Raw genomic sequence first — 24,219 nt, 5'->3', positions numbered from 1 at the left:
CCATGCCTGTCCTCGACGACATCACCGGACCGCGGGACCTGCGGACGCTGTCCGAGGACGAGCTGACCCAGCTGGCGGCCGAGATCCGCGACCTGCTGATCCGCACGGTCGCGACCAACACCGGCCACCTCGGGCCCAACCTCGGCGTGGTCGAGCTGACCCTGGCGATCCACCGCGTGTTCGACTCCCCGCGCGACAAGATCGTCTTCGACACCGGTCACCAGTCCTACGTCCACAAGCTCGTCACCGGACGCGCCCGGGACTTCGGCACGCTGCGCCGCGAGGGGGGCCTCAGCGGCTATCCCAGCCAGGCCGAGTCCGAGCACGACCTGGTCGAGAACTCCCACGCCTCGACCGCGCTCAGCTACGCCGACGGGATCGCCAAGGCGTTCCGGATCCGCGGCGAGGACCGGCACACCGTCGCGGTCATCGGCGACGGCGCGCTGACGGGCGGCATGGCGTGGGAGGCGCTGAACAACATCGCGATCCAGCACGACTCCAAGCTGGTGATCGTGGTCAACGACAACGGCCGCTCCTACACGCCGACCATCGGCGGGCTCGCCACGGCGCTCACCAGCCTGCGCACGAACCCGCGCTACGAGCACGTCCTCGACGTGGTGCGCCGCCGGCTCACGGCGGTCCCCGGCGTCGGTGCCCCGGCCTACGACGCGCTGCACGCGATGAAGAAGGGGCTCAAGGACGCGCTGGCCCCCCAGGGCCTGTTCGAGGACCTCGGACTCAAGTACGTCGGGCCGGTCGACGGCCACGACCGCGCGGCCATGGAGCAGGCGCTGACGCAGGCCAAGAGGTTCGGCGGCCCCGTGATCGTGCACGCCATCACGCGCAAGGGCTTCGGCTACGACCCGGCCGAGCGGCACGAGGCCGACCAGTTCCACGCGCCCGGCCCCTTCGACGTGCAGACCGGGGCGGAGAAGCCCAAGGGCCCGATCTGGACCGACCACTTCGCCGACCACGTCGTGCGGATCGGCGAGCGCCGCCCGGACGTCGTCGCGATCACCGCTGCGATGATGCACCCGGTCGGACTGGACAAGTTCCAGGCCCGCTTCCCGGAGCGCACCTTCGACGTCGGCATCGCCGAGCAGCACGCCGCGACCTCCGCGGCAGGACTGGCGATGGGCGGCCTCCACCCCGTCTTCGCCGTCTACGCGACCTTCCTCAACCGCGCCTTCGACCAGGTCCTCATGGACGTGGCCCTGCACCGGTGCGGCGTCACCTTCGTCCTCGACCGCTCCGGCGTGACCGGCGACGACGGCGCCAGCCACAACGGCATGTGGGACATGTCGATCCTTCAGGTCGTGCCCGGACTGCGCCTGGCGGCGCCGCGCGACGTGACCCGGATGCGCGAGCTGCTCGACGAGGCGGTCGAGGTCTCCGACGCACCCACCGTCGTGCGCTTCCCGAAGGGTCCGCCGCCGGAGGACATCGCGGCGGTCGGCAAGGCCGGCGGCTGCGACGTGCTGGTCCGTGAGGGCGACCGCGACGTCCTGGTCGTGTCCGTCGGGTCGATGGCCTCCGTCGCCGTCGACGTCGCCCAGCGCCTGGTCGACCAGGGCATCGGCGTCACCGTGGTGGACCCCCGTTGGGTCAAGCCGGTCGATCCCGCCCTGGTCGAGCTCGCCCGCACCCACCGCCGCGTCGTCACCCTCGAGGACAACGGCGTCGTCGGCGGCGTGGGCGCCGTCCTCCTGCAGACCCTGGCTGCCGAGGGGGTGCGCACGCCGGTGCGCATCCACGGGATCCCGCAGGAGTTCCTCGACCACGCCAAGCGCGCGGCGATCCTCGGGAGGATCGGGCTGACCGCCTCGGCGGTCGCCCTCGAGGTGCTCCGCGACATCGCCCACGACAGCCTCGCCGACGACAGCGCGGCCCGGCCCGCTCCGGACGGACGGGCCCTCCTCGATGTCGACGGCCCCCGCTAGGGCCCGCAGGTTCGTCCCCGCGCTGGCGCTGCTCCTGCTGCCGCTCGTCGCCTGCTCCGAGGAGCAGCCGCCGCCGACCTACTCGGGCAGCGGCTACGAGGACGTGGCGGCGCTGATGCAGAAGACGCTCGACCGCCGCGCGCGCGGGCTGCGCACCCACGACGTCCGCCGCTTCCGGCGCACCCTGGACCGCGCGGACGCCGGCCTGGTCGCGGAGCAGCAGACCTACTTCGACAACCTCACCGCCCTCCCGGTCGGTGAGCTGCGCTACGAGCTCGCCGCCGACACGATCACCCCGGTCGAGGGGAGCGAGGACTACTGGGTGGAGGTGGCCCTCGTCCTCGGCCTGGACGGGTACGACGCCGCCCCCGCCCGCACGCGCGACCGCTTCCTGTTCACCCCCTCCGCCGACGGGCGACGGCTGGTGGTCACCTCCACCACCGACCACGCATGGGAGACCGCGCATCCCGGCAACGTCCAGCCCTGGGACCTCGGCCCGATCCGGGTGGCGCAGACCGTCGGCGTCCTGGGCATCTTCGACGACGCCACCGTCCGCCATGCCCCGGCCGTGCTCGCCGCCGCGAGCAGTGGCCGCTCCGACGTGCGCGCCGTGGTCGGCGGCGGGCCGGACGGCGCCGTGACCGGCGTGGTCGTCTACTCCGTGCGCGATCCCGCCTTCCTGCGCGGTCTCGCCGACCAGACCGTGGGCGACCCGGACCGCGCGGACGGGCTCACCGTCGCCGTGCCGGTCGACGGGACGGACGCCCGGCTGGGCGTCTCGTCGTACCGGATCTATCTCAGCCCCCGCGTCCTCGACCAGCAGGCCGGTGTCCTCGGCCGCCTGGTCCGCCACGAGCTGACCCACGCCGTCCTCGGCGCGCGCGGCCGTGGCGCGCCGCTGTGGCTCAGCGAGGGGATCGCGGAGTACGTCTCGGTCCGCCCGATGGCGCCCGCGCGGCGGCGCCTCCCCGCCCGCGCGCTGGACCTCGCCGGCACCGTGCGCGACGTGCCCGGCCCGGCCCAGTTCGGCGGGCCGGACGCGGAGGCCTGGTACGCCGTGTCGTGGTGGGTGTGCGAGCACATCGCCGCCGTCTACGGCGCGCCGACGCTCTTCTCGCTGCTCGACCGGCTCGCGGACGGCGCGGACCAGAACCAGGTCGTCCCCGACGTCCTCGGTGTCACTCCCGCCGAGCTGGCCCAGCGGGGTGTAGGACTGATGCAACGCACGTACTCGGGTCAGGAGCATCCATGAGCCTCTTCCGCACCAAGTCCGTCGAGCAGTCGATCGCCGACACCGACGAGCCGGACCATCGGCTCCGCAAGGACCTGTCGGCGCTCGACCTCACCGTGTTCGGCGTCGGCGTCATCATCGGCGCGGGGATCTTCGTGCTCACGGGCACCGTCGCCGCGTCCAACGCCGGCCCCGCGCTGGCCCTGAGCTTCGTGATCGCCGCCGTGGCCTGCGGGCTCGCGGCGCTGTGCTACGCCGAGCTGGCCTCGACCGTCCCGGTGGCGGGCAGCGCCTACACCTTCAGCTACGCCACGCTCGGCGAGCTGGTCGCGTGGACGATCGGCTGGGACCTCGTGCTCGAGTTCACCGTCGGCGCCGCGGCGCTGTCGACCGGCTTCTCCGCCTACCTGCAGGAGGTCCTCGACATCGTCGGGGTGAGCCTGCCCGAGCAGGTCAGCTCCGCGGCCACCGGGTTCGTGGACCTGCCCGCCGTCGTGATCGCCCTGCTCGTGACCTACCTGCTCATCCGTGGCACGAAGTTCTCCAGTCGCTTCAACCAGCTCGTCGTCGCGCTCAAGCTCGTCGTCGTGGCCGCGGTGATCGTCGTCGGCATCGCGCACATCGACGTCAGCAACTGGGTCCCCTTCATCCCGGACGCACAGCCGGCGCCGGAGTCGAGCGGCGGGTTCGCGGACGTCCCGCTGATCACGAGCCTGCTCGGGCTGGAGCCGGCGGTGTTCGGTCTCGCCGGGGTGATCTCGGGCGCCGCCATCGTGTTCTTCGCCTTCATCGGCTTCGACATCGTCGCCACGACCGCCGAGGAGACGAAGAACCCCCAGCGCGACGTGCCGATCGGCATCCTCGGCTCGCTCGCGATCGTCACCGTCCTCTACGCGGCCGTCAGCCTGGTCGTGACCGGCCTGCGCAGCTACAAGGACATCGACCCCGACAGCGCGGCCCCGCTCGCCGACGCGTTCGAGGCGTCGGGCGTGGGCTGGATGCCGAACCTGATCTCGATCGGCGCCTGCATCGGTCTCGTGGTGGTCGCCATGATCCTCATGCTCGGCCAGTCCCGCGTCGGCTTCGCCATGGCGCGCGACGGTCTGCTGCCGCGCGCGCTCGCCAAGGTGCACCCCACGTACGGGACGCCGTACCGGATCACGATCGTCACCGGCATCGCCGTCGCCGCGCTCGCGGGGTTCGTCGACCTGAGCACCCTGGCCCACCTGGTCAACATCGGCACCCTGTTCGCGTTCATGCTGGTGAGCATCGGCGTCGTGGTGCTGCGCCGCACGCGCCCCGACCTGCCGCGCGGCTTCCGGACCCCGGTGGCCCCGGTCGTCGCCGCGGTGTCCACTCTGATGTGCCTGTACCTCATGCTCAACCTGACCGGCGACACGTGGATCCGGTTCCTGGTCTGGATGGCGCTCGGGTTCGTCGTGTACTTCGTCTACGGCCGACGTCACAGCCGCCTCGGGCGCGAGCCGCAACGACAGGGGAATAGTCTTTCCGGGTGACCTCATCACCCCGTCTCGTCCACATCGTCGACGAGGTGCCCGAGCTCGAGGACGTGGAGAGCCCCGTGCTGGTGGTCGCGCTCGACGGCTTCCTCGACGCCGGCAACGCCGGCGCGCTCGCCTGCCGGCACCTGGTGCGCGCCGGCGCGCTCACGCCCGACGGCGGGGGAGCGGTGGTCGCGACCTTCGACGTCGACCAGCTCCACGACTACCGCGCCCGGCGGCCACCGCTGACCTTCGCGCGCGACCACTACGAGGGCTACGAGGCGCCCCGCCTCGTCGTCCGGCTGCTGCGCGACGCCGGCGGTACGCCGTACCTGCTGTTGCACGGACCCGAGCCCGACATCCGGTGGGAGGCGTTCTGCCGCGGCGTGCGAGAGGTCGTGGCGCGCTTCGACGTCGGCCTGGTGGTGTCGATGGGCTCGGTCCCGATGGCGGTGCCGCACACGCGCCCGATCGCGATCACCCACCACGCCAACAACCCCGACCTGCTCACCGGCACCAGCCCGTGGCGCGGCGAGCTGCGGGTGCCCAGCAGCGCCCAGGCGCTCCTCGAGCTGCGGCTGGGCGAGTGGGGCCACGACGCCCAGGGCTTCGTGGCGCACGTGCCGCACTACCTGGCCCAGCTCGACTATCCCCGCGCCTCGGTGTCCCTGCTCGAGCACGTCGAGCTCGCGGGCCGCCTCGCGATCGACCTCGGCGAGCTGCGCGAGGCGGCCGAGGAGCGGGAGGAGGAGATCAGCCGCTATCTCGCCGCCAACGACGAGGTGCGCGACGTCGTGACCGCGCTGGAGCAGCAGTACGACACCTTCGCCCGCGCCGAGGAGGAGGGTAGCAGCCTGCTCGCCGAGGACGAGCCGCTGCCGACCGGCGAGGAGATCGGCCGCCAGTTCGAGCAGTTCCTGGCCGGCCTCGAGGGACCCGACGAGACCGGAGGCCAGTCATGACCGAGCGGGTGATGGGCGAGGCCACGCGCCGGCTGGTGGACCTGCTCGACCTCGAGGAGCTCGACACCGACCTCTTCCGCGGCCAGCAGCCGGAGACCATCCGGCAGCGGGTGTACGGCGGGCAGGTCGCCGCGCAGGCCCTGATCGCGGCGTCGCGGACCGTGGACGAGGGCATGCACGTGCACTCGCTGCACTCCTACTTCCTGCTGCCCGGCGACTACACGGTGCCGATCATCTACGACGTCGAGCGCATCCGCGACGGCAGGTCCTTCGCGACGCGGCGGGTGCTCGCGCGCCAGCACGGCCGGCCGATCTACTACCAGTCGCTCAACTTCCAGCGCGCGGAGGAGGGGCTCGAGCACCAGGACGCGATGCCGTCGGTCAAGGCGCCCGAGGAGGGCCTCGACCTGATGGCGCTCATGGCCGAGCGCGGCTCCGACGACGGGCTGAGCAAGGAGTGGGCGGCGCTCGACGTGCGCTGGCTGGGCAGCTCGGCGCACGGCCTCGAGCCGGACCCGATGCACCCCGCGCAGACCCAGGTGTGGATCCGCGTCGACGGCCGGCTCAGCGACGACCCGATGGAGCATCTGGCGACCTTCACCTACGCCAGCGACGTCTCGCTGCTGGGCGCCACCCTCGCCGCCCACCCCGGCACCGGCCCCCACAGCGTCCAGATGGCCTCCCTCGACCACACGATCTGGTTCCACCGGCCCTTCCGCGCCGACGAGTGGTGGCTCTACGACCAGTGGTCGCCCTCGGCCAGCGGCGGACGGGGCCTCGCCCTGGGGCGGATCTTCACCCAGGACGGGACCCTCGTCGCCACGGTGGCCCAGGAGGGCCTGATCCGGCCACGGACGCCGTAGGCCGCGCCGTCAGGGCGCGCTCGTGCGGCCCAGCAGGTGTGGCGCGCCGGACTTCGGGTTGACCAGCGTGAAGTCGTAGCCGCTCGCCGTCCGCTCGGCGCCGAACTGCGCCTTCCCGGGCAGGAAGATAGGCTTCTTGAACGCGACCTCGACCTTGACCGCGTCGGGCAGCCGGTTCTCCAGCGCGGCGATGCAGCGGGCCTTGCTCCACATGCCGTGGGCGATGTGGCGCGGGAAGCCCAGTGCCTTCGCGGTCAGCGGGTAGAGGTGGATCGGGTTCCGGTCGCCGGACACGGCACCGTAGGTGCGGCCCAGGTTGTCGGGCAGCGACCAGACCGGGCCCTTGGCCTCGATCGCCGTCAGCGACATCCCGGGGTCACCCTGCTCCCTGTCGCCCTTGCCGACCCGCAGGTACGTCGACACCGACTCCCACACGACCTCGTCGCCCACGGTGCCGGTGACGTTCATGTCCCAGGCGCGGCCCTTGGTGCTGGCCCGCAGGTTGTCGGCCCTCAGCGACAGCGAGACCCGCTCGCCGATGGCCACCGGGCGGTGCTGGACGATCGTGTTCTCGAGGTGCACCGAGCCGATCGCCGGGAAGGGGAACGCGGCGTCGGTCATCAGCTGCATGTGCAGCGGGAACGCCAGCATGTGCAGGTAGGGGACCGGCGCCACGTCGCGGACGGGGAAGCCGCACACGGCGGCGTACCGGTCGACCGCGGCCCGCTCGACGACGACGTCGTTGCGCTCGAGGACCAGGTCCGGAAGCGCGCCGCCGGTCTTCTTGATCCCGGGCAGCTGGTTGACGCCGGGGACGGCGGGCAGCGCGGCCTTGAGCATCACGGGGAGCGCCATGCCACCCATGATCAGGCCCCCAGCATCATCTGGCCGCACACGCGGACCACGTTGCCGTTGACGGCGGTGGAGGCGGGCGAGGCGTACCAGGCGATGGTCTCGGCGACGTCGACCGGAAGGCCGCCCTGGGCCATCGCGTTGAGACGCTGGCCGACCTCGCGGGTCGCGAACGGCACGGCCGCGGTCATCTGCGTGATGATGAAGCCGGGAGCCACGGCGTTGACGGTGATGCCGTCCTTCAGCTTCTCGGCCAGCGAGTCGACGAGGCCGATGACGCCGGCCTTGGAGGCGGCGTACGACGTCTGGCCCAGGTTGCCCGCGATGCCGGCGATCGACGCGACGCCGACGATCCGGCCGTTGGCGTTGACGACGCCCTGCTCGAGCAGCTCGGCGGTGATCCGCTCCGGTGCCTCGAGGTTGATCTGCAGCACCTTGCCGAAGCGCTCCGGCGTCTGGTTGGCCAGCTTCTTGTCCATCGTGACGCCGGCGTTGTGCACGACGATGTCGACACCGCCGTGCTTCTCCTGGAGGTGGTGCGCGATGCGCTGCGGCGCGTCGGGCGCGGTGATGTCGAGGGTGAGCCAGTCGCCGTCCAGCTCGTTCATGACCTTGACCAGGTCGTCGGCGGCCTGGGGGACGTCGAGGCCGACGACCTTCGCGCCGTCGCGGTGCAGGACGCGGGCGATCTCCTCGCCGATGCCGCGGCTGGCGCCGGTCACGAAGGCGACCTTGCCCGCCAGGGGGGCGTGCCAGTCGGTGAGGGCCGCGCCGTGCTGCTCGTCGTGGGTGCCGATGCGGACCACCTGGCCCGAGACGTACGCCGACTTGGGGCTGAGCAGGAAGCCGAGGGTGGAGAGGACGGAGTCCTCGTAGCCCTCGGCGACGTAGACCAGCTGGACGGTGCCGCCCTTGCCGATCTCCTTGCCGAGGCTGCGCGTGAAGCCCTCCAGCGCGCGCTGCGCGATCTGCTCGCTGCCCTCGACCAGGGCCGGCGGCGTGCCGATGACGACGACCCGGGCGCAGCTCTCGAGGCTGCGCAGGACGGGGGTGAAGAACGCCTGGAGCTCGACGAGCTGCTCGACGGTGGCGATGCCGGTCGCGTCGAAGACCAGGCCCTTGTAGCGCTCGCCGTCGGCCTGGGCGCCGGCCGAGGCGACGCCGAGCACGTCGAGCAGGCCGGGCAGGGACTCGGCGAGGCGACCGCGGCCACCGACGAGGACCGTCCCCTTGACCAGCGGGTCGCCGGCGCGGTAGCGCTCCAGCTTGGTCGGGTTGGGCAGTCCGAGGTTCTTGACGAGGAGCTTGCCGATCGGGGAGCTCACGAAGCCCTGGTACTTGTCAGTCATGGCACCATGTAACTAGATGTGTAACTCTGCGTCCACATTTCGTGATCTCGCCCTCAAAGGGTTCTGCCGGGGGCGCACCTGAGTGAGGATTGGCCCATGACTGAGACTGTTCGCCGCGCTGCCGTACTCGGCGGTAACCGTATCCCGTTCGCGCGCTCCAACGGCGCCTACGCCACCGCGTCCAACCAGGAGATGCTCACCGCTGCGCTCGACGGCCTGGTGGCCCGCTTCGGCCTGGAGGGCGAGCGCCTCGGCGAGGTCGCCGGCGGTGCGGTGCTCAAGCACAGCCGCGACTTCAACCTGGTCCGCGAGGCGGTGCTCAGCACCCGCCTGGCGCCGGAGACCCCGGCCGTCGACCTGCAGCAGGCCTGCGGCACCGGCCTGCAGGCGATCAACTACATCGCCAACAAGATCAAGCTGGGCCAGATCGACTCGGGCATCGGCGGCGGCGTGGACACCACCTCCGACGCCCCGATCGCGATCTCCGAGAAGCTGCGCAAGAAGCTGATCCAGCTCAACAACGCGCGCTCGACCAAGGACCGCCTCGCGATCCTCGCCAGCATCCGCCCGGGCGACATCGGCCTCGCGATCCCGTCGAACGGCGAGCCTCGCACCAAGCTCTCGATGGGCGAGCACCAGGCCCTGACCGCGCTCGAGTGGCAGATCACCCGCGAGGCCCAGGACGAGCTGGCCGTCTCCTCCCACCACAAGCTCGCCGCGTCGTACGACGAGGGCTGGCAGGACGACCTGATCACCCCGTTCCGCGGGCTGGAGCGCGACAACAACCTGCGCGCCGACTCCTCGCTGGAGAAGCTCGCCAAGCTCAAGCCGGTCTTCGGCAAGGGCGAGGCGGCCACGATGACCGCCGCCAACTCGACCCCGCTGACCGACGGCGCCTCCGCCGTCCTGCTCGGCTCCGAGGAGTGGGCCGAGGCGCACGGCCTCGAGGTGCTCGCCTACTTCGTCGACTCCGAGGTCGCCGCGGTCGACTTCGTCAACGGTGCCGAGGGCCTGCTCATGGCGCCGGCGTACGCCGTGCCGCGGATGCTCGAGCGCAACGGGCTCACCCTGCAGGACTTCGACTTCTACGAGATCCACGAGGCGTTCGCCTCGCAGGTGCTCTCCACGCTCGCCGCGTGGGAGAGCCCGGTGTTCTGCAAGGAGCGCCTCGGTCTCGACGCGCCGCTCGGCTCGATCGACCGCGCCAAGCTCAACGTGAAGGGCTCCTCGCTCGCCGCGGGCCACCCCTTCGCCGCGACCGGCGGCCGGATCGTCGCCAACACCGCCAAGCTCCTCAAGGCCAACGGCGGCGGCCGGGCGCTCATCTCCGTCTGCGCGGCCGGCGGCCAGGGCGTCGTCGCGATCATGGAGCGCTGAGCCTCCCGGCAGCTCGCAGCGAACGGCCCGTCCCGGTGGGGGCGGGCCGTTCGTCGTACGGGGAGGCTCAGGCGGTCACCAGGGCCAGGGCCGAGCGCACCAGGTAGGAGCGGACCTGCGCGGCGGAGATCTGGCCGACGGTGGGGATGCCGGGAGCCGCCTCGCTGACCAGGATGCCGAGCCGAGCGAGCTGGAGCGCGCCCAGGCCGCTGGCGTAGAGGGCGTTGGCGAGCAGGACGGCGTCGTCGCTGAGCTCGAAGGCACCCTGGGCCACGCCGTCCACGAGGGTGTCGGACAGCACGGTCAGGCAGGACGTGATGCCGCGGCCGAGACGGAACAGCGGGCCCTCGGCGATCTCGTCGAGCAGCTCGTCGCCCGGGCGCACCATCAGCGCCTGCGCGCAGTCGACGAACGCAGGGTGCGCCACGCCATAGTCGACGAAGGCCCCGACGATGCGCTCCAGTCGCTCGGAGGGCCGCTCACTGCTCGCGGCGGCTGCGGCCATCGCGTCGTGCAGCTCCTCCAGGTAGCCGACGAGGGTGAGCGCGAAGAGCTCCTCCTTGCCGGTGAAGTGGCGGTAGACGATCGCCCGGTTGATGCCGACCGCGCTCGCGATCTCCTCGATCTGGACGTCGCGCACGCCCTTGGAGTCGAAGATCTGGCGGGTCGCCGCGATGATCTCCGCCTGGCGCGCGCGGCGCCGCGCTGCTGCCGCCTTGCGACGGCCGTCGGTTGCGGGTGCGTTGGTCGCCATGGCCGCAGTGTACGAGACGTGCAACTCGGTGTTGCAACATCCGTGACGAGTCGTGGGCGGAAGGCGGTCAGGAGCCTGCCAGGGAGCGGACCGTCTCGATCGTGTCGGCCTCGTCGGCGGTCTTGTCGTCGCGGTAGCGCACCACGCGGGCGAACCGCAGGGCCAGGCCGCCGGGATAGCGGGTCGAGCGCTGCAGACCGTCGAAGGCGATCTCGACGACCTGCTCCGGCCGCACGGTCACCACCCAGCCGTCGTCGGCGACCTCCAGCTCGCGGAAGCGCTCGGTCTGCCAGGCGAGCATCGCGTCGGTCATGCCCTTGAACGTCTTGCCGAGCATCACGAAGCCCGTCGGCGAGGACGGGTCGCGCGCCCCGAGGTGGATGTTGGAGAGCCACCCGCGGCGTCGGCCGGAGCCGTGCTCGACCGCCAGGACGACCAGGTCGAGGGTGTGGACCGGCTTGACCTTGACCCAGGCGGAGCCGCGTCGACCGGCGTCGTAGGGCGCGTCGACGGACTTCACGACGACGCCCTCGTGGCCCGAGGCGAGGACCGAGGAGGTGAACGCCGCCGCGGCCTCCACGTCGTCGCCGACCCAGCGCTGGACCCGGTGCTCGGCCGGGACCAGGTCCTCGAGCACCTGCCAGCGCTCGCGCGCCGGCCGGTCGATGAGGTCGGCGCCGTCGAGGTGCAGCACGTCGAAGAAGTACGGCGTCACCACGGCGTCGGTCGGCGCGCCGGCACTGGCGGTGCGGGAGGCGGTCTCCTGGAACGGCCGCGGCCGTCCGTCCGCGGCGAGCCACAGCGCCTCGCCGTCGAGCACCAGCCTCTCGGCGGGCAGCGCGCGGGCGACCGCCACCACCTCGGGGAGGCGGTGGGTGATGTCGTCGAGGCTGCGCGTGGCGACCACGACGTCGCCGCCGGAGCGGTGCACCTGGATCCGGATGCCGTCGAGCTTCGCGTCGACGCCCACGATGCCGGAGCCGGCTCCCGCCGCCTTCGCGACGGCCGCGGCCACGTCCGGGGCGGAGGACGCGAGCATCGGCAGCACCGGACGCCCGACGGTCAGGCCGACCTCGGCGAGCGCGTCGGGGCCGGCGAACGCCGCGTCGACGACGTACGTCGCCCCGCCGGCGAGCATGGCGGCCCTGCGTACGGCGGCCAACGGGACGCCCGCCGCGCTGGCGAGCGCCTCGGTCACCAGGGCCTCGAGCGCGCCCTGGCGGACCTCGCCCACCGTCACCGCGCGCAGCCACTCCTGCTCCGGTGCCGTGGCGCGCCCGAAGAGCTCCGCGACCGCGGCGCTGCGCAGCCCGGCGGACCCGGCGCCGGCGAGCCGGGAGATCGCCTCGAACGCCGCGTCCACCTCGACCACCTCGAGGGTCGAGGCCGGCGCGGGCTCGGGGAGGGACCGCAGACCGCGCCAGCCCAGGCCGGTCCGTCGCTGGCGCAGCCGCCCGCTCAGGTAGTGCGCCACGAGCGCGCGCTCGCGCGGCTCGGCCGCGGCCAGGAGGGCGCTGATCAGGCCGGTCTTCTCCTTGCGCGAGCGCGTCGCGGCCACCTGTCGGGAGACGTCGACCAGCTCGCGCAGCAGCATCGGCTCAGCGGGTGCCCTCGAGGGAGGCGGCGCTCACCGCGCCGTCGATGACCTGCTCGTAGACGAGATCGAGGTCCAGGCTCTCCGCGCTCGTCCCGGACAGGTCGCCGAAGTAGCCGGCGACCTCCAGGGACACGAACCCGTGCAGGGAGGCGAACAGCGCCATCGCGCTCTGCAGCAGGCGGTCGTCGGGGAGCCCGGCGGAGCGGACCATCACGGCGAGCGCCTCGATCGCCTCCAGTGCGGCGGCGAAGAACTCCTCGCGGTCGATCGGCGGCCGGGTGAGGGCGGCGTAGCGCTGCGGGTGGGTGCGGGCGAAGTCGCGCAGGGCGTGGCTCAGGGCGCGCAGGCCCCCGATCCCCGCGTGGCCCATGGCGGCGGCCCGGACGTGCTCGCCGAGCAGGCGCATCGCCCGGACCTGGATCAGCGCGCGCAGGTCCTCGAGGTTCGCGACGTGGTTGTAGAGCGAGGAGACCCGGGCCTCGAGCTCCGCGGCGAGGGAGGTCATGGTGAGGGCGTCGTACCCGTCGCGGTCGACCAGCGCCTCGGCGGCCTGGAGGACCGCCTCCTGGTCGAGGCGGGCGCGCCGGCCGCGGGTGGTGTCGATGCTCAACTGCCCTCCGGAGCCTGAGGAAGTGGGGAGATCAACGAAGGGGATTCGTCGTTGCGCGAGAGAGTCTAGTGTCTCCCGGCACGGAGCGCAGCGACCCGCCGCCGCCGTACAGTGCTGCGGTGACCTCCCCGGACGCGGCCGCCCCCGACGGCGTGCGCACCTGGCGCCCGGGCCGTCCGGTCCCGGTCGGGTCGCTGCTGCGCCAGCAGCGGCGCGGAGCGGGCGACCCCACCCATCGGCTGGCGACCGGCGGGCGCCACTGGCGCGCGAGCCGGACTCCGGAGGGGCCCGTCGCGCTCGCCGTGTCCGAGCAGGACGCCGCGGGCGCCGTCACGGCCCACGCCTGGGGGCCCGGCGCCGCGTGGGCCCTCGACCAGCTGCCCGCCCTGCTGGGCGAGCTCGACGACTGGACCGGCTTCGAGCCGCGCCACCCGGTGCTGGTCGAGGCCTGGCGCCGCCACCCGCACCTGCGCCTCGGGCGCACCGGGCTGGTCATGGAGGCCCTGGTGCCCGCGATCATCGAGCAGAAGGTCACCGGCCAGGAGGCGTTCGCCGGCTTCCGCGCCCTGGTACGACGCCACGGCGAGCCCGCGCCGGGCCCCGGGGCTGCGCACGGACTGATGGTTCCCCCCGACGCCGCGACACTCCGGACGGTGCCGTCCTGGGAGTGGCTGCGGCTCCACATCGACCCGGCGCGCAGCCGCGCGGTCGTGACCGCCGCGCGCCATGCCGAGGCGCTGGAGCGGGCGGCCGGCCTGCCCGGCGCGGAGGCGGAGGCGCGGCTCCGCGCGCTGCCGGGGATCGGGGTGTGGACCGCGGCCGAGGTCCGGCAGCGGGCGCTGGGCGACCCGGACGCGGTGTCCTACGGCGACTACCACGTGGCCAAGGACGTCGGCTGGGCGCTGGAGGGCCGGCTGTTCGACGACGCCGAGCTCGCGCGCTACCTGCGTCCCTGGTCCGGCCACCGCGGGCGGGTGCCCTTCCTGATCCTGGCCGCCGGCCTCCACCGGCCGCGGCGCGGTCCGCGGATGTCGCCGCGTGGTCATCTGCGGACGCGTGACCAATTCGCGTGATAAGTGTTACACCGAGCAACAGGCAGTCGCCGGGGGGCGGAGGCACCGGGTTCACCGGGTGGCAGGCAGGGGTTGGTATGGCACGGCCGAGCACTGAGCTGGGCGGCGGCGGGCGGGTCCCGCGGTGAGCGCCGTCGTCGCCGGGGGGCGCTCCGTCCTCGACAACCTGACCGGCCGGTTCAAGGCCGGCGTGGTGACGACCGGCGAGCTGGTCAAGCTCGCGGTCGAGTCGATCCAGTGGGGCTTCTCCGACATCGTCGCGCGGCGCTTCTCGTGGTCGGAGTTCCTGCTGCAGTGCTGGTTCATGACCCGGGTCTCGCTGCTGCCGACGATCCTGGTCGCGATCCCGTTCGGCGTGATCACCTCCGTCCAGATCGGCGCGGCCGCCAACCAGATCGGCGCGCAGTCGTTCATCGGCGCCGTCAACGGCATCGGCGTGCTCCGCCAGGGTGCACCGCTGGTCACCTCGCTGATGATCGCCGGCGCCGTGGGCTCGGCGGTCTGTGCCGACCTCGGCGCGCGGACCGTGCGCGAGGAGATCGACGCCCTCAAGGTCATGGGCATCTCGCCGATCCAGCGCCTGGTCGCCCCGCGCATCCTCGCCGCGCTGCTCGTGTCGGTGCTGCTGACGGTGATCGTGGCGATGACCGCGATGACGACGGCGTTCGTGATCGTCGTGGGCGGCGGCCAGATCTCCTCCGGCACCTATCTCGACTCCTTCGTCGGCCTGGCCCAGCCCGGTGACCTCGCGCTCGCCGAGTTCAAGGGCCTGCTGTTCGGGTTCGTGGCGATCATCGTGTGCGCCCACAAGGGTCTCAGCGCCCGCGGCGGACCGAAGGCGGTCGCTGACGCGGTCAACCAGGCCGTGGTCCTCAGCGTGATCCTGCTGGCCGTCATCAACGTCGGCCTGACCCAGGCCTACGTCATGCTCTTCCCCGGAGGTGCGTGATGTCCGAGGTCCAGCTCGGCCGCGGCGTCGGAGACCGCCTCTCCGACGCCCTCGTCGCGGTCGCCGACGCCGTCATGAGCACGCTCGCGATGCTCGGCTCCTTCGTCAGCTTCTCCGGCAAGGTCTTCCGCGAGATCCCGACGACGGTCGCGCTGTACCCCAAGGAGGTGCTGCGCCAGATCAAGGACATCGCCTGGGGCAGCGGCGCGCTCCTCGTCGGCGGCGGCACGGTCGGCGTGATGATCCTGCTCTCCGTGGCCGCCGGCACCTCGATCGGGATCGAGGGCTTCAACGGTCTGGAGATCGTGGGCCTCGCGCCGCTGACCGGGTTCATCTCGGCCAGCGTCAACACCCGGGAGCTCGCACCGCTCATCGCCGCCCTCGCGCTCGGTGCCCAGGTGGGCTGCCGGTTCACGGCCCAGATCGGCTCGATGAAGATCCACGAGGAGATCGACGCCCTGGAGGTGATGGCCGTGAGCGCGATGCGCTACGTCGTCGCCACGCGGGTGATCGCCTGCATGGTCGCCATCCTGCCGCTCTACCTGATCGGCCTGATCGGGAGCTACATCGCCTCGCAGGCCTCCGTCGTGATCCTGTTCGGGCAGTCACCCGGCCAGTACGACCACTACTTCTCCACCTTCATCCAGGGCCGCGACATCGTGTTCTCGATCGTGAAGATCCTCGTCTTCGCGCTGACGGTGGCACTGATCCACTGCTGGTACGGCATGCGGGTCGGCGGTGGCCCGCAGGCGGTCGGCGAGGCGACGGGCACCGGCATCCGCGCCAGCATCGTGTCGATCGTGCTCCTCGACATGGTCCTCACCCTGGTGTTCTGGGGTGGCGACCCGGGCTTCCGGATCTCGGGGTGAGGTGAGGACATGGCACGCGAAGTCTCCCGCAACCAGATGGCCCGCCGCGGCCTGATCGCGCTCGTCGCGCTCGCCGTCATCGGCGCGTTCATCACCCTGCGCAGCAATGGCACGTTCGGCTCCAAGCCCCACGTCAGCGCCGAGGTCGCGAACGCCGGTGGCGCGCTCCGCTCGGGCTCCGACGTGAAGATGAACGGCGTCATCGTCGGCAAGGTCAGCGAGATCAGCCGGGCCGCCTCCGGCGGAGTGACCGTCGACATGGAGATGTCGCGCGACGACATGGACGTCGTCCCGGGCAACGTCGTCGCCCGGATCCTCCCGGCGACCGTCTTCGGCACCACCTTTGTCGACCTGGTCGTGCACGGCGCCCCGGCGGGCGAGCTGAAGACGGGCGCCAAGATCCCCGCCGACGACTCGCAGGAGACCCTCGAGCTCCAGCAGGCCCTCGACGACATCGACCGCCTGGTCAAGGCGCTCGGACCGGCCGAGCTCGCCTCGGCGATCGGCTCGGCAGCGGAGGCGCTCGACGGACGCGGGGGCCAGATCGGCGCCACCGTGCGGACCCTGAACGGCTATCTCGACCGGATCAACCCGCGGATGCCCCAGGTGCGGGCCGACCTCGAGGCGCTCGCGTCGACGACCCGGCTCGTCGACGAGATCGCGCCCGACCTGCTGGACGCGACCGACGACGTCCTCGTCACCCTCCACACCATCGTCACCCAGGAGGCCGCCATCACCGCGCTCATCAGCGGCGGCACCAACCTGGCACGGACGTCGAACGCCTTCCTGCGGAAGAACCAGCAGCGGCTGGTGGACTTCATCGACGGGTCGGCCGTGCTGCTGGACGCCGTCCACGACAACCGCAAGGCCGGCATCACCGACGCACTTGCGGTCAACATCGCGCTCGGGACGACCCTGCCGCAGGCGGTCCGCGGGGGCTTCGTCAACACCGACGGGACGCTGCGCCTCTCCCCGCCGCCGTACTACGGGAGCGGGCAGCGGCCGGTGTACCGCACGGGCAGCAGCGACCCGGCCGGAGTCGGCCGGCTGTGGGGGGAGGACCGATGACCGGGCTGCGCTCGATCGCGATCAAGTTCGCCGCCTTCGCCGTGGCGAGTGGACTCATGCTGGTCCTGCTGGTCAACACCATGCAGAACGGCGTCAGCGGCGACACCCGGGAGCTCACGGCCGACTTCGCCGACGTCAGCGGCCTGCGGATCGGCGACGACGTCAAGGCCGCCGGCGTCCGGGTCGGGCAGGTCACCAGCATCGAGGCGACGGAGGAGGGGGCCCAGATCGGCCTGGAGCTGGTCGAGGACCAGCAGGTGCTCGACACGACCAAGCTGGTCATGCGCTACCAGAACCTGCTCGGACAGCGCTACATCTCCCTGGTCCAGGGCGCCGAGCGCGGCGCTCCCCTGAAGGACGGGGCGACCGTGCCCATCACCCGGACGGACCCGGGCTTCGACCTCACCGGCCTGCTCAACGGCTTCCGACCGCTGTTCAAGGTCCTCCAGCCGGGTGACGTCAACCAGCTCGCGACCTCGCTGGTGAAGGTGCTCCAGGGCGAGGGTGGCACGGTAGAGCAGCTCCTCGAGCAGACCGGGCGGCTCTCCAGCTTCCTCGCCGACCGCGACGCCGTGATCGGCGAGGTGATGACGAACCTGAAGCCGGTGCTCGACAACATCGCCGGACGTGGCGACGAGCTCTCGCAGACCGTCGCGGAGCTGCGCGCGCTGATGACGGGCCTGGCCGAGGACCGCAAGTCCATCGGCGCCTCGATCGACGGGGTCAGCCGCCTCGTCGGCGCGACCAGCTCGCTGCTCAAGGAGGTCAAGGTGCCCCTGACCAGGACCACCGACCGTCTCGTGACCGTGGCCGACATGTTCGAGAGGTCCCGCGCCAGCCTCGTCGAGGCGGTGCCCGCCTTCACCACCGTGTTCGAGTCACTGGGGCGGGCGACGTCGTACGAGAACGCACTCAACGTCTACGTCTGCTCGTTCTCGGTGGCGCTCACCGCGAACGGCACGGGCATCAACCCGGTCGGCAACAACGGACCGTGGTCGGAGGCGTGCCGATGAAGCCCATGAACGAGCGCAACCCGCTCCGCGTCGGCATCGTGACCCTGGTGGTCCTCGGCCTGATCGGCGCCGCCGTCGTCTACCTCAGCGTCGCCACCTTCGGCACGAAGACGTACACCGCCGTCCTCGAGCACACCGCCGGGCTCCGCACCGGCGAGGACGTCCAGGTCCACGGCGTGATCTCCGGCAAGGTCACCGGGATCGAGATCGAGAAGGACCACGTGCTGGTCACCTTCGCGCTCGACTCCGACACCGAGCTCGGCGACCGCTCGACCGCGACGGTGAAGGTGGCCACGCTGCTGGGCACCCACTATCTCGAGGTCGACCCGAACGGCTCCGGCACCCTGGCCAACGACCAGATCCCGCTGGAGCGCACCTCGGTGCCCTACAACCTCCAGGACGTCATCGAGAAGGGCACCGAGGCGCTCGGCGAGCTCGACCCCGAGCTGCTCGCCAAGGCCCTCACGGCCATGGCCGGGACCCTCGGGGCGAGCCAGGACGAGATCGGGCCGGCGCTCGAGGGCGTCGCCCGTCTCTCGGAGGTCGTCTCGAAGCGCTCCGACCAGGTCGGCGACCTGCTCGAGTCGACCCGCAAGGTCACCGACCAGCTCTCGGCCAGCAGCCAGGACATCGTCGGCCTGATGGAGCAGACCAACCTGGTCGTCGGCGAGATCACCGCGCGCCGCGAGGCGATCCACCGGCTGCTCGTCGAGACCACCGAGCTCTCGAAGGCGCTGACCGCGATCGTGCGGTCGACCAACGGCAAGCTCGAGCCGGCGCTCGAGGACGTGAACGCGGTGCTCGACACGCTGAACAGCCAGGACAAGCAGCTGACCCGCCTGCTGGAGCAGATGGCGCCCGCGGTCCGCTACGTGGCGAACGCGACCGGCAGCGGACCGTACCTGCCGCTCTACGTCCAGCCGCCCGCGCTCCCGGCCGACGATGCCTCCTGCAAGCTGGAAGGGACGTGCCAGCGATGACCGGACCTCTCGCTCTCACCCGGCGTGCGGCCGTCGCCGTCGTGACCGCTCTCGTCGTCCTGCTCCCCTCGGGCTGCGGCGTCGTGGGTGGCTCGGAGACGATGACCGTGAAGGCCTACTTCGCCGACTCAGCGGGGCTCTTCGTCGGCAACGACGTGGGCGTCCTCGGCGTCTCGGTCGGCTCGATCACCTCGATCGAGCCCGACGGGGACCGGGTGCTCGTCACCATGGAGATCGACGCCGACCAGCCGGTGCCGGCCGACGCCGGCGCGGTCGTGGTGGCGCGCTCCGTCGCCACCGACCGGTACGTCGAGCTGACGCCGGTCTACCGCGAGGGCCCGAAGCTGCAGGACGACGCCACGATCGCGCTGGAGAGGACCCAGACGCCGGTCGACTTCGACCAGGTGCTGGAGTCCCTCAACGACTTCGCCACCGGCATCGGCGGCAACGCCGAGACGACCAAGGCCGTGCAGCAGTTCATCGACGCGGGGACCCAGGCCCTCCAGGGCCGGGGACCGCTGCTCAACCAGACGATCCACTCGCTCGCCGACGGCGTCGACGGCATCGCGGCCCACCGGGAGGACATCGCGGCGACGCTGAAGTCGCTCGACGTCCTGCTGACCGCGGTCGCCGCCAACGAGGACACCGCGCGCACCTTCATCCAGCAGGTGTCGCAGGCCTCGCAGCTCCTCGCGGAGGAGCGCGGGAACTTCCAGCAGGCGCTGCGCTCGCTCGACAAGGCGGTCACCACGGTCGCGAAGTTCGCGGTCGACAACCGGCAGTCGATCGTGGACAGCCTGGACGGATCCACGACGCTGATGCGCACGCTGCTCACCAAGCAGGACCAGCTCGCCGAGATCCTCCGCGTGATGCCGCTCGCGCTGCAGAACCTCCAGCTGATCGAGGGGGACCGACTCCCGGTGCGCATCGACCCGCTGATCCTGGACCCCTTGGGCGGGATCCTGCAGACGCTCTGCAAGGGCCTGCTCGGTCCGCTGTGCAATGTCATCAACGGCACCCAGCCGGGATCGTGAGGACGCGATGACTGCCCTGAGGACTCCCGCCGCCGTCCGCACCGGACTGGCCGCCCTGCTGGCGCTGGTGCTGGGCGTGCTGTCCGCCTGCAGTACGACGATGCGCGACCTGCCGATCCCCGGGACCGGCGTGTCGGGCGACACCATCGAGATCACGGCCCAGTTCGACGACGCGCTCAACCTGGCGGTCGGCGCACCGGTCAAGGTCAACGGCGTCGACATGGGAAAGGTCAAGTCGATCGAGGCCGACGACTTCACCGCCGTCGCGACCCTGACCGTGAAGAAGGACGCCCAGGTCCGCGACGGCGCCCAGGCCCGGCTGCGCTACACGACCCCGCTCGGCGAGCTCTTCGTGGACGTGACCAACCCGGCCACCGGTGCCGTGCTCGCGGACCGGGCGGCGCTGCCACGGGAGAGCACCCGGACGGCTCCATCGGTCGAGGACGCCCTGGCGCAGGCCTCGCTGCTGATCAACGGCGGTGGTCTCGACCAGCTGCAAACGGTCACCGAGGAGCTCAACACCGCGCTCAACGGGAACGAGGGCGACTACCGCGCACTCCTCGACAAGGCGTCGGTGTTCCTGACCCAGGCGAGCTCGACCACCGAGGCCATCGACAGCGTCCTGACCTCCATGAACTCCCTGGCCAAGACGCTCAACGGCCGCAAGAAGACCATCAACCGCGCGCTGCGCGAGATCCGTCCGGCGGCCAAGGTGCTGCGCGAGAAGACGCCGGCGTTCACCGAGCTGCTCGCCGAGGTCGAGAAGTTCACCGGCGCGGCCAACGACACGGTGGCCAAGACCCGCACCCAGCTGCTCACCATGCTCAGCGAGCTCGAGCCCGTGCTGGCGGAGTTCGCCGCCAACAACGGGACCTTCGAGCAGTCGCTGCGCGCGGTCATCAAGGCGTCGGCCTCGGCCGACGAGGTGATCGGCACCGACTACCTCAACATCGCCCTCGAGCTGCACCTCGACAACCTCAACGTCAGCGGGCTGCTCTCGGGCACCGTGAACGGGCTGGTGACCGACCTGCTCGACCTGATCGGGCTCGGCAACCTGCTGCCGGGGCTCGGCGGGGCCAAGTCCGGCGCCACGAGCAAGAGCGGCTCGGGCGGCTCGGGCGGCGGGGGAGCGGGAGGCACCGGGAGCGGGTCCGGTACGACGAGCGACCCGCTCGGGATCGGCAACCTCCTCGGCGGACTGTTCGGACGGGGGGCCTGAGATGAAGCTGCTGGGCAACCGGCTCTACCTGAGCCTCGCGGGCATCATCGTGGTGCTGGTCGTGACGACCGCCTACATCTTCGCCGCCGTCCTCGACCAGCCGCTGACCTCGCGTCCGGTCGAGGTGAAGGTCCAGCTCGCGCAGACCGGCGGCCTGTTCGAGGGGTCGGTGGTCACCTACCGGGGCATCAAGGTCGGCAAGGTGCGCTCCATCGTCCCCGCGAAGGACGGGGTGGAGGCGACGATCGCGATCACGACGGGCACCGACATCCCGAAGGCGTCCCTCGCCCGGGTGCGCAGCCTGTCGCCGGTCGGCGAGCAGTACCTGGACTTCCAGCCGCAGCAGGCGAAGGGGCCCTACCTCGCGAGCGGCGACGTCGTCCCCGCGGAGTCGACCGACCTGCCGAAGAGCCTCAGCTCGACGGTGGTCGCCGTCAACAACGTGCTGCGCCAGATCGACGACGAGAAGCTGCGGATCGTCCTCGGCGAGCTCAGCACCGGCCTCAAGGGCACCGGCGAGGACCTCGGCCAGATCCTCGACCAGGGCACCGCGATCCTGCAGACCCTGGACCAGGTGTGGCCCGAGACCGACCGCGTGATCGACAACGCGGGCGGCGTCCTGTCCATCGCGACCGACAACGCCGACTCCCTGCGGCGGCTGGCGACCTCCTCGAAGCAGTTCGCCCGGTTCCTGCGCGACTACGACCCCGAGCTGCGCGACCTGCTCGGCCGGGGGCCCGGGCAGCTCGCCGAGCTGGTGCGCCTGGTCGAGGACGCCAACGCGGTCCTTCCCGGGTTCCTGTCGACGGGCGTCAGCTTCACCGACGTGTTCCGCTCCTACGAGCCCCACCTGCGCGAGCTGCTGCAGAACTACGCGCCCGGCCTGCGCTCGGTGCTCGCCAAGGTCCGCGACGGCGAGCTGCGCATCGCGCTGATCCCGGACATGGACCCGCGCTGCAGCTACGGCACCGCGCGCCTCAACCCGAAGCGGACCGAGCGCCGGCCGCTGCAGAAGGACGGCCGCTGTGCCGCGTCCTTCGCCACCCTCCAGCGCGGTGCCGCCCACGCCCCCGGGCCGGTGCGATGAGCGGGTCGAGCACGTCGCCGCGGTCCGGGAACCTCGTCATCGCCCTGGTCGCCGCCCTGGTGGCGAGCCTCGCCGTGATCGGCTGGCTGGTCGCCCAGGAGCGGGGCGCCACGGACGACCTGCGCGACGCCCGCTCGCGCACGCAGACGCTGGCCGCCGAGGCCGACGCGGAGAAGGCCGCTCTCGAGGCGGCCAAGGGGGTGCTCGCCGAGATCACGACGTACTCCTGGAAGGAGGGCGAGCACGACTTCGCCTGGCTGGAGAGGATCGCCAACGCCGACCTGCGGGAGAAGCTGGCGCCCAACGTCGGCGACCTGCAGAAGGCGATCGTCGACGGCAAGGTGTCGGCCCAGGGCGAGGTCGTCGACGCGGCCGCACGGGCCGTCGACGACACCCAGGTCGAGGTCGTCGCCTTCGTCGACCAGGCGATCACCGACGAGGAGAGCGCCGACGTGAAGATCGAGGAGCAGCGGGTCAGCATGACCATGACGCTGGTCGGCGGCGAGTGGCTGGTCGACCGCCTCGAGCTGCTCAGCGGCACCAACACCGGCGTCGGATCCGGCGAGGGCACCGGCGAGGGCGCGCAGTAGCCCCGGGCGGCGGGCGCTAGATTGACGCGCGTGGCGCACGAGGACGACGACCTGCTGGCCGGCCTGCGGACCGCGCTGCGGCGCATCCTGCTGGCGTTGCTCGGCGTGCCCTTCGTGGTCGCGATCGCGATGTCGCTGGTCGACTCCTACCGGCGCCGGGGCAAGCGTCCCAAGCCGTTCCCCACGACGCCGCCGCGGACGGTGGCGGTCGGCGGCGGCGACGTCACGACGTACACCTTCGGGCGCGACCTGTACGACGACATGCTGGCCGCCATCGCCGGGGCCCAGCGCCAGATCCTCTTCGAGACCTACATCTGGAAGGGCGACGCGACCGGCGAGCGCTTCAAGCGGGCGCTCATCGAGGCCGCCGAGCGCGGCGTGGACGTGTACTGCATCTACGACGGCTTCGCGAACCTCGTCGTCCCGCCGACCTTCCAGCGCTTCCCCCCGAGCGTCAAGGTGCTGCGCTACCCGGTCTACGCCGCCGGCTGGCGCTTCTTCGACCTGCGCCGCTACGGCCGCGACCACCGCAAGATCCTGGTCGTCGACGACAACGTCGGCTTCGTGGGCGGCTACAACATCGGCTCCGCCTACGAGTCGGAGTGGCGCGACACGCACGTGCGGATCACGGGCCCGGCCGTGTGGGACCTCAAGCGGGCGTTCGCGGACTTCTGGAACCTCAACCGGCGGCGCCGGCTCCGCGGGTCGGAGCGTCCACTGCTCCTGGAGACTGCCTCGACCTGGGAGCCGCGGGTGCGCGTGCAGCGCAACGTCCCGCGGCTGTGGATGTTCCCCATCCGCGCGATGTACATCGAGGCGATCAACCGGGCCAGCCGCAACGTGTGGATGACGCAGGCCTACTTCCTGCCCGACGAGGACTTCATCGACGCGGTCAAGGCGGCCGCGCGCCGCGGCGTCGACGTACGCCTGCTGCTGCCGCTGAAGTCCAACCACATCGTGGCCGACTGGATCTCGCGCGGCCACTTCACCCAGCTCCTCGACGCCGGTGTGCGGATCCTGCGCTACCGCGACGCCATGGTGCACGCGAAGACCGCGACGGTCGACGGCACGTGGGCCACGGTCGGCACCGCCAACATCGACCGCCTGAGCCTGTCGGGCAACTTCGAGATCAACGTCGAGATCATCGACGAGGGCTTCGCCCGGGTGCTGGAGGAGATCTTCGAGGTCGACCAGTCGCACTGCCTCGAGCTCACCAGCGGCGAGTGGGAGGCCCGCGACGTGCACCGCAAGTTCACCGAGGCAGTGCTCGCCCCGCTCCGCCCCCTGCTGTGAGGAGATC

At 71.7% G+C, this 24,219-nt stretch carries 22 protein-coding genes; 17 read left to right on the top strand and 5 right to left on the bottom strand.

Going from position 1 to position 24,219, the window contains the following annotated elements; translation table 11 throughout:
- Positions 1-2 precede the first annotated feature (2 nt).
- From dxs to ACJ5H2_RS11675, 5 genes are read left to right on the top strand one after another with little or no spacing between them, the layout of a single operon-like run.
- Positions 3-1,940 carry a 1-deoxy-D-xylulose-5-phosphate synthase gene (dxs, locus tag ACJ5H2_RS11695; protein WP_408895563.1) on the top strand — a complete coding sequence of 646 codons (1,938 nt, stop codon included), beginning with the start codon at positions 3-5 and terminating at the stop codon, positions 1,938-1,940.
- Positions 1,921-3,192, top strand: coding sequence for a hypothetical protein (locus ACJ5H2_RS11690; RefSeq protein WP_408895562.1), 1,272 nt, complete (start codon positions 1,921-1,923; stop codon positions 3,190-3,192). The genes dxs and ACJ5H2_RS11690 overlap by 20 nt, the downstream gene beginning before the upstream one ends.
- Positions 3,189-4,688, top strand: coding sequence for an amino acid permease (locus ACJ5H2_RS11685; protein WP_408895561.1), 1,500 nt, complete (start codon positions 3,189-3,191; stop codon positions 4,686-4,688). The genes ACJ5H2_RS11690 and ACJ5H2_RS11685 overlap by 4 nt, the downstream gene beginning before the upstream one ends.
- Positions 4,685-5,635 (top strand): PAC2 family protein, encoded by a 951-nt coding sequence (locus ACJ5H2_RS11680; protein ID WP_408895560.1) that lies wholly within the window; start codon positions 4,685-4,687, stop codon positions 5,633-5,635. The genes ACJ5H2_RS11685 and ACJ5H2_RS11680 overlap by 4 nt, the downstream gene beginning before the upstream one ends.
- Complete coding sequence (locus ACJ5H2_RS11675) at positions 5,632-6,498, top strand: acyl-CoA thioesterase (RefSeq protein WP_408895559.1); 867 nt, start codon at positions 5,632-5,634, stop codon at positions 6,496-6,498. The genes ACJ5H2_RS11680 and ACJ5H2_RS11675 overlap by 4 nt, the downstream gene beginning before the upstream one ends.
- A 9-nt stretch (positions 6,499-6,507) precedes the next feature.
- Here the strand turns inward: ACJ5H2_RS11675 and ACJ5H2_RS11670 are convergent, their stop codons facing one another.
- Positions 6,508-7,353, bottom strand: a complete 846-nt coding sequence (locus ACJ5H2_RS11670) for a MaoC family dehydratase (protein ID WP_408895558.1) — start codon at positions 7,351-7,353, stop codon at positions 6,508-6,510.
- An 11-nt stretch (positions 7,354-7,364) separates the two neighbouring features.
- On the bottom strand, positions 7,365-8,699 hold the full coding sequence (locus ACJ5H2_RS11665) for a 3-oxoacyl-ACP reductase (RefSeq protein WP_408895557.1): 1,335 nt from the start codon (positions 8,697-8,699) through the stop codon (positions 7,365-7,367).
- 96 nt (positions 8,700-8,795) lie between these two features.
- On the opposite strand from ACJ5H2_RS11665, the gene ACJ5H2_RS11660 reads away from it, so the two are divergent.
- Positions 8,796-10,076, top strand: a complete 1,281-nt coding sequence (locus tag ACJ5H2_RS11660; RefSeq protein WP_408895556.1) for an acetyl-CoA C-acetyltransferase — start codon at positions 8,796-8,798, stop codon at positions 10,074-10,076.
- Positions 10,077-10,143: 67 nt separating this feature from the next.
- On the opposite strand, the gene ACJ5H2_RS11655 is transcribed toward ACJ5H2_RS11660, so the two are convergent.
- The 3 genes from ACJ5H2_RS11655 to ACJ5H2_RS11645 form a co-directional block, all read right to left on the bottom strand.
- Positions 10,144-10,830 (bottom strand): TetR/AcrR family transcriptional regulator, encoded by a 687-nt coding sequence (locus ACJ5H2_RS11655; protein WP_408895555.1) that lies wholly within the window; start codon positions 10,828-10,830, stop codon positions 10,144-10,146.
- A gap of 67 nt (positions 10,831-10,897) precedes the next feature.
- On the bottom strand, positions 10,898-12,424 hold the full coding sequence (locus tag ACJ5H2_RS11650; protein WP_408895554.1) for an ATP-dependent DNA ligase: 1,527 nt from the start codon (positions 12,422-12,424) through the stop codon (positions 10,898-10,900).
- A gap of 4 nt (positions 12,425-12,428) precedes the next feature.
- Positions 12,429-13,037 (bottom strand): TetR/AcrR family transcriptional regulator, encoded by a 609-nt coding sequence (locus ACJ5H2_RS11645; RefSeq protein ID WP_408895553.1) that lies wholly within the window; start codon positions 13,035-13,037, stop codon positions 12,429-12,431.
- Between the two features lie 119 nt (positions 13,038-13,156).
- Here ACJ5H2_RS11645 and ACJ5H2_RS11640 point away from each other — a divergent pair, with 119 nt between their 5' ends.
- The 11 genes from ACJ5H2_RS11640 (at position 13,157) to ACJ5H2_RS11590 (ending at position 24,212) form a co-directional block, all read left to right on the top strand.
- Positions 13,157-14,110, top strand: a complete 954-nt coding sequence (locus ACJ5H2_RS11640) for a DNA-3-methyladenine glycosylase family protein (RefSeq protein ID WP_408895552.1) — start codon at positions 13,157-13,159, stop codon at positions 14,108-14,110.
- 124 nt (positions 14,111-14,234) lie between these two features.
- On the top strand, positions 14,235-15,059 hold the full coding sequence (locus ACJ5H2_RS11635) for an MlaE family ABC transporter permease (protein ID WP_408895551.1): 825 nt from the start codon (positions 14,235-14,237) through the stop codon (positions 15,057-15,059).
- A complete protein-coding gene (locus ACJ5H2_RS11630; protein WP_408895550.1) occupies positions 15,059-15,928 on the top strand; it encodes an MlaE family ABC transporter permease in 870 nt (289 codons plus the stop codon). The genes ACJ5H2_RS11635 and ACJ5H2_RS11630 overlap by 1 nt, the downstream gene beginning before the upstream one ends.
- A gap of 9 nt (positions 15,929-15,937) precedes the next feature.
- Positions 15,938-16,996, top strand: coding sequence for an MCE family protein (locus ACJ5H2_RS11625; RefSeq protein WP_408895549.1), 1,059 nt, complete (start codon positions 15,938-15,940; stop codon positions 16,994-16,996).
- Positions 16,993-18,009 carry an MCE family protein gene (locus ACJ5H2_RS11620; protein ID WP_408895548.1) on the top strand — a complete coding sequence of 339 codons (1,017 nt, stop codon included), beginning with the start codon at positions 16,993-16,995 and terminating at the stop codon, positions 18,007-18,009. The genes ACJ5H2_RS11625 and ACJ5H2_RS11620 overlap by 4 nt, the downstream gene beginning before the upstream one ends.
- Positions 18,006-18,989 carry an MCE family protein gene (locus tag ACJ5H2_RS11615; RefSeq protein ID WP_408895547.1) on the top strand — a complete coding sequence of 328 codons (984 nt, stop codon included), beginning with the start codon at positions 18,006-18,008 and terminating at the stop codon, positions 18,987-18,989. The genes ACJ5H2_RS11620 and ACJ5H2_RS11615 overlap by 4 nt, the downstream gene beginning before the upstream one ends.
- Complete coding sequence (locus tag ACJ5H2_RS11610) at positions 18,986-20,023, top strand: MCE family protein (protein ID WP_408895546.1); 1,038 nt, start codon at positions 18,986-18,988, stop codon at positions 20,021-20,023. Before ACJ5H2_RS11615 ends, ACJ5H2_RS11610 begins: the two co-directional genes overlap by 4 nt.
- Positions 20,024-20,030: 7 nt before the next feature.
- A complete protein-coding gene (locus ACJ5H2_RS11605) occupies positions 20,031-21,242 on the top strand; it encodes an MCE family protein (RefSeq protein ID WP_408895545.1) in 1,212 nt (403 codons plus the stop codon).
- A 1-nt stretch (position 21,243) separates the two neighbouring features.
- Positions 21,244-22,329 (top strand): MCE family protein, encoded by a 1,086-nt coding sequence (locus tag ACJ5H2_RS11600; protein ID WP_408895544.1) that lies wholly within the window; start codon positions 21,244-21,246, stop codon positions 22,327-22,329.
- Positions 22,326-22,919: a hypothetical protein gene (locus ACJ5H2_RS11595; RefSeq protein ID WP_408895543.1), complete on the top strand. Its 594-nt coding sequence runs from the start codon at positions 22,326-22,328 to the stop codon at positions 22,917-22,919. Before ACJ5H2_RS11600 ends, ACJ5H2_RS11595 begins: the two co-directional genes overlap by 4 nt.
- 30 nt (positions 22,920-22,949) lie before the next feature.
- Complete coding sequence (locus ACJ5H2_RS11590; RefSeq protein ID WP_408895542.1) at positions 22,950-24,212, top strand: phospholipase D-like domain-containing protein; 1,263 nt, start codon at positions 22,950-22,952, stop codon at positions 24,210-24,212.
- Positions 24,213-24,219 lie beyond the last annotated feature (7 nt).

The organism is Nocardioides pymetrozini, from assembly GCF_046058985.1.
Classification (GTDB): Bacteria; Actinomycetota; Actinomycetes; order Propionibacteriales; family Nocardioidaceae; genus Nocardioides.
Note: the sequence above shows the minus strand (reverse complement) of the source record. Positions and strands in the feature narration are given on the sequence as shown.

Bases quoted from the DNA above. Each gene is read 5' to 3' on its own strand.
- ACJ5H2_RS11655 (WP_408895555.1), bottom strand. From the start codon at position 10,830: ATGGCGACCAACGCACCCGCAACCGACGGCCGTCGCAAGGCGGCAGCA.
- ACJ5H2_RS11605 (WP_408895545.1), top strand. From the start codon at position 20,031: ATGACTGCCCTGAGGACTCCCGCCGCCGTCCGCACCGGACTGGCCGCC.
- ACJ5H2_RS11630 (WP_408895550.1), top strand. From the start codon at position 15,059: ATGTCCGAGGTCCAGCTCGGCCGCGGCGTCGGAGACCGCCTCTCCGAC.
- ACJ5H2_RS11595 (WP_408895543.1), top strand. From the start codon at position 22,326: ATGAGCGGGTCGAGCACGTCGCCGCGGTCCGGGAACCTCGTCATCGCC.
- ACJ5H2_RS11675 (WP_408895559.1), top strand. From the start codon at position 5,632: ATGACCGAGCGGGTGATGGGCGAGGCCACGCGCCGGCTGGTGGACCTG.
- ACJ5H2_RS11650 (WP_408895554.1), bottom strand. From the start codon at position 12,424: ATGCTGCTGCGCGAGCTGGTCGACGTCTCCCGACAGGTGGCCGCGACG.
- ACJ5H2_RS11670 (WP_408895558.1), bottom strand. From the start codon at position 7,353: ATGGCGCTCCCCGTGATGCTCAAGGCCGCGCTGCCCGCCGTCCCCGGC.
- dxs (WP_408895563.1), top strand. From the start codon at position 3: ATGCCTGTCCTCGACGACATCACCGGACCGCGGGACCTGCGGACGCTG.
- ACJ5H2_RS11615 (WP_408895547.1), top strand. From the start codon at position 18,006: ATGAAGCCCATGAACGAGCGCAACCCGCTCCGCGTCGGCATCGTGACC.
- ACJ5H2_RS11610 (WP_408895546.1), top strand. From the start codon at position 18,986: ATGACCGGACCTCTCGCTCTCACCCGGCGTGCGGCCGTCGCCGTCGTG.
- ACJ5H2_RS11600 (WP_408895544.1), top strand. From the start codon at position 21,244: ATGAAGCTGCTGGGCAACCGGCTCTACCTGAGCCTCGCGGGCATCATC.
- ACJ5H2_RS11690 (WP_408895562.1), top strand. From the start codon at position 1,921: ATGTCGACGGCCCCCGCTAGGGCCCGCAGGTTCGTCCCCGCGCTGGCG.
- ACJ5H2_RS11665 (WP_408895557.1), bottom strand. From the start codon at position 8,699: ATGACTGACAAGTACCAGGGCTTCGTGAGCTCCCCGATCGGCAAGCTC.
- ACJ5H2_RS11660 (WP_408895556.1), top strand. From the start codon at position 8,796: ATGACTGAGACTGTTCGCCGCGCTGCCGTACTCGGCGGTAACCGTATC.
- ACJ5H2_RS11620 (WP_408895548.1), top strand. From the start codon at position 16,993: ATGACCGGGCTGCGCTCGATCGCGATCAAGTTCGCCGCCTTCGCCGTG.
- ACJ5H2_RS11625 (WP_408895549.1), top strand. From the start codon at position 15,938: ATGGCACGCGAAGTCTCCCGCAACCAGATGGCCCGCCGCGGCCTGATC.
- ACJ5H2_RS11685 (WP_408895561.1), top strand. From the start codon at position 3,189: ATGAGCCTCTTCCGCACCAAGTCCGTCGAGCAGTCGATCGCCGACACC.